The sequence below is a fragment of the Actinomycetota bacterium genome (assembly GCA_005888325.1).
Taxonomy (GTDB): domain Bacteria; phylum Actinomycetota; class Acidimicrobiia; order Acidimicrobiales; family AC-14; genus AC-14.
The window spans coordinates 1-7,691 of sequence record VAWU01000085.1; the positions used below are offsets into that span (position 1 = coordinate 1).

A 7,691-nucleotide genomic window follows, 5' to 3' on the forward strand; every position below is an offset into this window, starting at 1 on the left:
TCCCACGGTGAGCGACGGGCTCGTGTACATCACGACCGGCGGGAAGCTGGCTGCCTTCCCCGCGGGCGGCTGCGGCCAGCCGATGTGCGCCCCGGCATGGACGGCCGACGTGGGCGCCCTCGCACTCTCGCCGGTCGCGGTCGCCGACGGCGTGGTCTTTGTCAGCGCACAAGAGGGGGACCTGTATGCGTTCCGCGCGACGGGGTGCGGAGCGCCAACCTGCACGCCGCTGTGGAGCGGCGTCATGGTGGGTGGCGGAGACTCGCCGCCGTCGGTCGCCAACGGCGTGGTGTTCGCGGGCTCAAACGACGAGAAGCTCCACGCCTTCTCCGCCAGAGGGTGCGTCAGCGCAGCTTGCCAACCGTTGTGGACCGCCTCGCTGATCGGCCAGGCAACCACGACGCCGGTTGTGGCCAACGGCAATGTGCTCGTCGGTACGACGGACCGCAGGCTCTTCGCATACGGTCTGCCTGCTCCGTAGCTTCTCTGGAGGACGCTACTTGCGCGATGTGAATGAGCTCATCTGCGTACTTGTCGTAGATCTCCGCGTCGGCGTCGGCGTCGCCATCATGCATCACCATTGAGACGCCGCCGGGCCGCTTGCGGCGGTGACACATGGGCAAAAACATTGGTCACGACTCCCTCGCACGCGCCTGATTGCTCGATGAGGGCGGGCCGAGCAGCTATGTACTCGCGAAGTCGAACCGCACTGTGAGCAGGTCTGTTCCGAACCGACGAACGTTGGCGGCATGTCTCGGCCGACCGAAGCCGTCGAGTCTCAGCTTGGGATCGTCGTCCGGTACAGCCTCCGCGCGTGCGGTCCGCCACTTGCCCTTGATGCAAACGCGGACGCTCGGATTCGCCTCGATGTTGCGCACGTAGGCAGCATGACTGCCCTGTTCGGCGACGACCCAGCCGGTCGAGTCCGCGACGTGCATCCCCACAACCGTGCGTCGTCGCTTGCCCGTGTGCCGTCCGATGGTCTCGATGAGCACGTGACCACGGACAAGACCCATTCGCACGGCGAGCATGGTCGGCGGGTTCAGAACGTACCGCTGCAGGAAGCGAACAGCCCGCCGCTTACGCGCGGAGTGTTCGGGGCTCATACGCACAGAATGGCACCCCGCTTCAGATCGGCGGTGAGCAGCACCCCTTGCCCCGGTCAACAGCAGAAGCCTCGGCTCTGCGCGAAGAAGACTCAACCCGTCGCGTACTTCTCGAGGCCCGGCGGATGCGAGCTCATCCGGTGCCCTCGACAGGAGCGACAAGAACGGCTCGAACAAACAGGAGCTAGGAGTCGACCACCCGCGACACCTTGTACCCCGACCGGGGAAGGGTGTCGCGGGCCAGCACCTCGACGCTCGCGGCGATACCGAGCTGCTCGCGGACCGCCGCGATGCAGCGGCCGCGCACCTCGTCGGCGTCGCCGGACGACGCGCACTCGATCCGCAGCACCAGCGGCGCGTCGTCGACGGTCGGCTTCACGACCGCGTACTCGAGCGTCGGCTCGTTGATCTCGGGGATCCCGCGCAGGGCACCCTCGAGCTCGGTGACCTGGAACCGCTTGCCCTGGCTGGCGAGCAGGTCCTTGAAGCGCCCGCCCCACAGGCCGCGGATCGAGGTCTCGCCACACGGGCAGGGCTCGCGCAGGATGGCAGCGGCCTCCTCGAGGTCGTACCGGAGCAGGCCGTTGTCGCGGCCGAGCGTGGTGACGGTGAGGTTGCCCCACTCGCCGTCGGGCACCTCCTTGCCCGTGGCGGGGTCGACCGCCTGCACGACCGCCCAGTCCTCGTGCAAGTGGGCGCCCGGCAGCTGCCCGCACGCGCCGCCCAAGTAGGCGTAGCACTCGGCGCCGGCGGTCATGAGGGGCATGCCCTTGCCCATGCCGAAGCCGGGCATCCCCTTGAACTCGAGCCCCGCGTCCCTGGGCTCGATGCCGAGCTTGCTGGCGACCTCGAAGAAGCGACCGGTGGAGAAGCCCATGAAGGGGATGTCGGGCTTGACACGTATCCAGAAGCGCAGGCCCTGCTCGGCGAGCTCGTCGGTATCGGGCGGCGGCACCCAGATGTTGAGCAGGCCGAAATACTCGTACGCGCCCGAGAGCATGATGCCGCCGCCGTAGAGGTAGGCCGGATGGGCGTGGGTGGCGATCATCCCGGGGCGGTAGCCGATGCGCCACCACGTGCGCGCCGCCGACTCGTACTCGAGCCAGATGTCGTGGCGGGTCCAGAGCGTGATCGTCGGCGTGCCGGTGGTGCCCGTCGACGTGCCGAGACGCACGCAGTCGCGAGCGTAGGTGAAGCGGTACTCGCCGAACGGCGGCGCCGCGCTCTCGGAGTCGCGCAGGTCCTGCTTCACCGTCAGCGGGATGTGCTCGAGGTCGGCGACGCTCTTCACGTCGTCGGGCCCGGCGACCCCCGCGGACTCGAGCTTGCGCTTGAAGAGCGGCACCGGCTTCTCGAAGACGGTGCGGATCATCGTGCGCAGGCGGTCGTCCTGGAGCCGGCGCAGGGCCTCGGGGTCCATGGTCTGCACCTCGGGGTCCCAGAACGCCTGCTCGGGGTCGCGCGGCGGCGGGCCGATCGTCTCCGCTCCGTACGTGGGCATCAGTCGAGGGCTCCTTCGTCCGCGAGCTGCTCCTGCTCGGCGTCTGAGAGGCCGAGGATGCCGCCCAGCACGGCGGCGTTGTCCTGGCCGAGGGTGGGGCTGGTGCGCGTGTAGCCCGATGGCGCGTCAGAGAGGCGGAAGCCGTTGTGCTCATAGGCGCCCTCGCCCATGAACGGGTGGGTGAGCCGCACGAAGTGCTCGCGGTCCGCCAGTTGCTCGTCGCTGTGGACGTCGCCGAAGTCCGCCACGGGCACCGCCTCGATACCCGCAGCCTGCAGGACCTGCGCCACCTCGGCCGCGTCGCGAACGCGTGTCCACGCCTCGAGGTCGTCGCCCGCGACCTTGGCGAGACGCCCGGCTTCGTCGGTGTCCCACGCGACGATCGCCACCCAGCGGTCGTCGCCCGCACAGGGGAAGACGCCGTGCACCGGGGCCCGCTCGTTGGCATTGCCGTTGCGGATGGTGACGCGGCCGTTCGTCTCGTAGTCGAGCAGCCAGGGTGACAGCGACCATGCCGCGCACTCCACCTGTGAGAGGTCGAGGTAGACGCCGAGGCCCGTGCGGCGACGGTACAGCAGCGCGGCGGCGAGGGCGGCGGCCGCGAAGCGCGGCGCCAGCGAGTCGGTGATGGTGCCGTAGGGGCCGAGCGGGTCGCGGTCCGGCCACCCGGTGAGGATGTTGAAGCCCGACAGCGCCGCGCCCTGACCACCGAAGCCCGGGTAGTCGCGGTGGGGACCGGTCTGGCCCTGGAGACAGGCGCTCAGCATCACGAGGTCGGGTCGCGCCGCCGCGAGCGTGTCGTAGTCCATGCCGAAGCCGCGCATCGCCTTCGGCGCGAAGTTCTCCGTGACCGCGTCGGACCACTCGAACGCGAGGCGCTTGGCGATCTCGACGGCTCGCGGGTGCTTCATGTTGAGGGTGATGCCGAGCTTGCCGACGTTCAGCGCGTCGAACATGTCGCCGCCCTCGAGCCCGTGCGGGTTCTTGGGGGACAGCGCGTAGGTGCGCAGGAAGTCCGGCCGGGTCTTGGATTCCACCTTGATGACCGTGGCGCCGTGCTCGGCGAAGTAACGGGTGGCGATGGGGCCCGCGGCACCCGACCCGAACTCGAGGATCCGGGTGCCAGTCCACGCGCCGCCCTCGTTCTTGTCGCGCTCGACCACCGTCGCGGTGGTTGGGCGCGACAAGAATGACGGGGGGTGCGCGGAGGCGTCGGGCCGCGGCCGCGGACGTGCGGGCGCGGCGCCCCGCACCTGCAGGAACGACAACGGGAAGCGCGCCACGTCGCCGTAGGGACCGAAGAAACCGCGGGCCGCGAGCTGCCGGCTCGCGTACAGCTCGCGTGGCGAGTTGGCCGGGGCGAGCATCAGGTTGGTGTCGCAGGCGATCTCGTAGAGCTCGGCCATCGTGCGCGTCGCGAAGTAGCGCGCGATCGGTGCCTCGATGGCCCGCATCCAGTCGCGGTCGCTCAGAGCGGGGTCGCCGAGCCCCGCCTCCTCGAGCAGGCGGGTGATCAGCTGGAGGTTCGGCACCCGGGCCTTGCCGCCCCGGAGCCCGAACGACACGAAGCCGTCGGCGCAGGGCCAGATCTCGCGGGTGCGGCCCACGGCGGAGCCCGATCGCCGGCCCCGGAACCCGGTGCGGGCGAAGCGCCCGGCCGCACCCATGCTGGCGACGAGGACGACCTCCTGCATCGAGACGTCGACGCGCTGCGGCCGGCCCGATGCCACCCCGGTGAGCGCGGCGAAGGCCGCCTCGGGCCCGCTGTGCGCGTACGCGGTCGGCTCGGTGCAACGCACCGGTGGCCGATCGGGGTCGCCCGTCGAGTACATGTTGCCCGTCGACGCCATCACCCCGAGGTCCGACGCCCGCCACGACGCGCGGGGTCCCCGACGCCCGAACGGAGTGACGCTCACCCACACCGCCGCGGGGGCGCGGGCGGGGTCGAGGTCGAGGGTGCCCGGCCAGCCCGGCGTGTCGATGACGACGTCGGCGTTCGCGAGCAGCTCGTGGAGCGCGTCGTCGTCCGGTGCGATCGTCACCAGCCGTTTGCCCGCGTCCCACGCGACCCGGTCGACGGCCCTGCCGCTGCCTCCGCACGCCACGCGTGTCACGTCGGCGCCCAGATCGCCGAGGATGCGCGCGGCCATCTGGGCGGGCTCGCCGGCCAGGTCGAGCACGCGGAGGCCGTCGAGCAGGCTCTCTGACGTCACTGTCAGCGAACCCTACCGAAACCGCGAGGCCCGCTACCGTTCCCCGGATGAGCGACAGCCGGAGTGCCGCGACGACCCGCCCCTTCCGCTTTGGCGCCCAACTGCCGAGGGCGGCGTCGGCCGAGGAGTGGGTTGCGACCGCCCGCGAGCTGGAGGACCTGGGTTACTCCACGCTGTTCATGCCCGACCATTTCGACGACCAGCTCGCGCCGGTGCCCGCGCTCATGGCCGCCGCCGACGCGACCACCACGTTGCGCGTGGGCAGCCTCGTCCTCGACAACGACTACAAGCACCCGCTGGTGCTGGCCAAGGAGGCCGCCACCATCGACGTGCTGTCCGGCGGGAGGCTCGAGCTCGGGCTGGGGGCGGGCTGGATGAAGACCGACTACGAGCAGTCCGGCATCCCCTACGACCGGCCGGGCGTGCGCATCGACCGCTTCGTAGAGGGCCTGGCCATCATCAAGGGCCTGCTCTCCGACGACGGTCCCGTGACGTTCGCGGGGGAACCACTACAAGGTCACCGCGCACGAGGGCACGCCCAAGCCGGTGCAGAAGCCGCATCCGCCGATTCTCATCGGCGGCGGCGGCAAGCGGGTGCTGTCGATCGCGGGGCGTGAGGCCGACATCGTCAGCATCAACTTCGATCTGCGCTCTGGCGCGATCGGCGCCGACGTGGGTCCGAACGGCACGGCCGAGGCGACGAAGGAGAAGATCGGTTGGGTACGGGCGGCGGCGGCCGATCGGTTCGACGACATCGAGCTCAGCGTCACGATCTTCGCGGGCATGGTCACCGAAGACCCGCAGGGCCTCGCGGCGGCGATGGGCCCGGGGTTCGGGATCACGCCCGAGCAGGCGATGGAGATACCCCATGTGCTCATGGGCTCGATCGACCAGATGGTGGAGGCGCTGCAGCACCGCCGCGAGCAGTACGGCTTCTCCTACATCGTCGTCAGCAGCGGGCTGACCGGCGACGCGTGGCGGACGCTCGCGCCGGTCGTCGCCAAGCTCGCCGGGACCTAGTGCCCTAGCCGGCCTCGGCCAGCGCACGCGCGTTGCGCAGGGCGAGGGTCACGAGCGTCAGCGTTGGCCCGTAGCCCGCTGAGGTGACGAACACCGACGAGTCGGCCACCATCAGGTTGGGCACGTCGTGGAAGCGGCCCCACCGGTCGACCACCGACGTGGCGGGGTCGTCGCCCATGCGCACGGTGCCCATGACGTGCTTGCTGTTGGGGATGGGCGAGATGAAGTCGCCGTAGGACCCGGTGGCCTCGGGGTCGGGCGACGTGGTCACGATCGTCCACTCGGCGCCCATCTCGTCGAGCACCGCCTGGAGCACCGGCGCGTAGTGCGCGGACGCGGCCTGTTCGAAGCGATGGGGCCGGTAGGTCGTGCGTGCCACGGGGAAGCCGCGGACGTCGCGCACGCTCGGGTCGAGGTCGACGCGATTGACCGGCTGGGGCAGGTCCTCACCCTGCATCGTGAAGCCCCACATGCGGTCGCGCAGTGGAGAGGCGCGCATGCTGTCCTTGTGCCCCGGGCCCCAGGGGTAGATCTTCGACTCCATCACCGGGCCCGCGGGCCCGCAGTGCTCGACCATCCCGCCGCGGAACCAGGGCAGGCCCGCATCCTTCGCGGCCCGCCGCGCCGCCTGGTCGGGCACGAGGTGGTCGTCGTGCAGATGGGTGACGGCCCGGCCGCGGTGGGGGTGCACGCGGAACGGGAAGCCACCCATGACGAGCGTCTGGAAGTGGAACATGAGGTGGCGCCCGATGAGCGGGTGATCGAACCCGGACAGGAGCAGGAGTCGCGGTGTCTCCATCGCGCCGGCCGCCAACACGACGTGTCGGGCCGCCATGGTGTGTGTCACCCCGTCGGGCCCCTGGAAGTCGATCCCGGTCGCCCGGCCGTCGCGCACGTTGACCCGCGACACGAACGTCTCGGGCATCAGCGTGGCCCGGCCCGAGAGAAGCGCGCGCTGCAGGGGCGCAACGGGGTCGCCCTTGGCGTGGATGGGACAGCCGTAGAACGCACAGAACCCGCAGTTGTTGCACGCGGGGCGCCCGTCGTAGGGGACGGTGTTGACCCCGGTGGGCGCGGGATACGGGTGCAGGCCCAGCTTCTCGGCCGCGGGCCCGCTGAGGGTCGCCCCGTACATCGCCGGGCCCGGCGGCATCGGGTAGGGACCGGAACGCCACGGCTCGAACGGATTGGCACCGGCTTCCCCCGACACGCCGATGAGGCGCTCCGCCTCGGCGTAGTACGGCTCGAGCTTGTCGTACTGCACGGGCCAGTCCGCGAGCGCCGCCCCCTCGACGGGCCCGTGCGCGGACAACGGGTGGAAGTCCTCTTCGCGCAGGCGGGGGAGCTTGCCGTCCGCGTGGGTGCCGGCGCCCCCCACCGAGGAAGGAAGGTTGTTGACCTCGCCGATGTGGTCGCGATCGCCTGCGCTGTCGTCGCGGCGGAACGTGCGCGGCTCGAGCAGGGGATCGGGCCCGAGGAACCACCGGCTCATGAACTTCAGCTCGTCGTTGCTGTAGTCCGCCATCAGGCGATGCGGGTCGTCGAGGTCGATGAGATGGTTGCGTCCCTTCTCGACGATCACGACGGTCCACCCCGCGGCGGTGAGGACGTCGGCCGCGGTGGAGCCCCCGGGCCCGGACCCGACGATGACCGCGTCGAGGTCGCTCGTGCTCATGCCCTCTCCACCTCTTCGTCGGTGTAGCCGCGCGGCTGCACGTCGCCCTCGTAGCCGATGTAGCGCCAGCCCACCAGGCCCTGGTTGCCCCCGTACTCGGGCGCGCCGTACATGCCTTCGCACGCGTGCTCGTAGAGCAGCGCGGTGAACTCGGGGGTCCGCTCGAGGCGCGCGCG

General features: G+C 70.7%; 6 protein-coding genes and 1 pseudogene. 2 read left to right on the forward strand and 5 right to left on the reverse strand.

Features of this window, described 5'->3' with window-relative positions; all coding sequences use genetic code 11:
* On the forward strand, positions 1-481 hold a 481-nt coding region (locus E6G06_22060; protein ID TML85279.1), incomplete at its 5' end, for a hypothetical protein.
* Between the two features lie 202 nt (positions 482-683).
* Here the strand turns inward: E6G06_22060 and E6G06_22065 are convergent.
* From E6G06_22065 to E6G06_22075, 3 genes are all read right to left on the reverse strand, one after another.
* Positions 684-1,106: a nitroreductase family deazaflavin-dependent oxidoreductase gene (locus E6G06_22065; protein ID TML85284.1), complete on the reverse strand. Its 423-nt coding sequence runs from the start codon at positions 1,104-1,106 to the stop codon at positions 684-686.
* Positions 1,107-1,290: 184 nt separating this feature from the next.
* The gene (locus tag E6G06_22070; GenBank protein ID TML85280.1) at positions 1,291-2,607 is read right to left on the reverse strand and encodes a phenylacetate--CoA ligase; all 1,317 of its coding nucleotides are present in this window, start codon (positions 2,605-2,607) and stop codon (positions 1,291-1,293) included.
* A complete protein-coding gene (locus E6G06_22075; GenBank protein TML85281.1) occupies positions 2,607-4,820 on the reverse strand; it encodes a hypothetical protein in 2,214 nt (737 codons plus the stop codon). The genes E6G06_22070 and E6G06_22075 overlap by 1 nt, the downstream gene beginning before the upstream one ends.
* 47 nt (positions 4,821-4,867) lie before the next feature.
* On the opposite strand from E6G06_22075, the pseudogene E6G06_22080 reads away from it, so the two are divergent.
* Positions 4,868-5,840 (forward strand): annotated as a pseudogene (locus E6G06_22080) (LLM class F420-dependent oxidoreductase).
* A 4-nt stretch (positions 5,841-5,844) separates the two neighbouring features.
* Here E6G06_22080 and E6G06_22085 read toward each other — a convergent pair.
* Positions 5,845-7,515, reverse strand: coding sequence for a GMC family oxidoreductase (locus E6G06_22085; protein TML85282.1), 1,671 nt, complete (start codon positions 7,513-7,515; stop codon positions 5,845-5,847).
* Positions 7,512-7,691: hypothetical protein (locus E6G06_22090; protein TML85283.1), on the reverse strand; the 180-nt coding region annotated here is incomplete at its 5' end. The genes E6G06_22090 and E6G06_22085, both read right to left, overlap by 4 nt.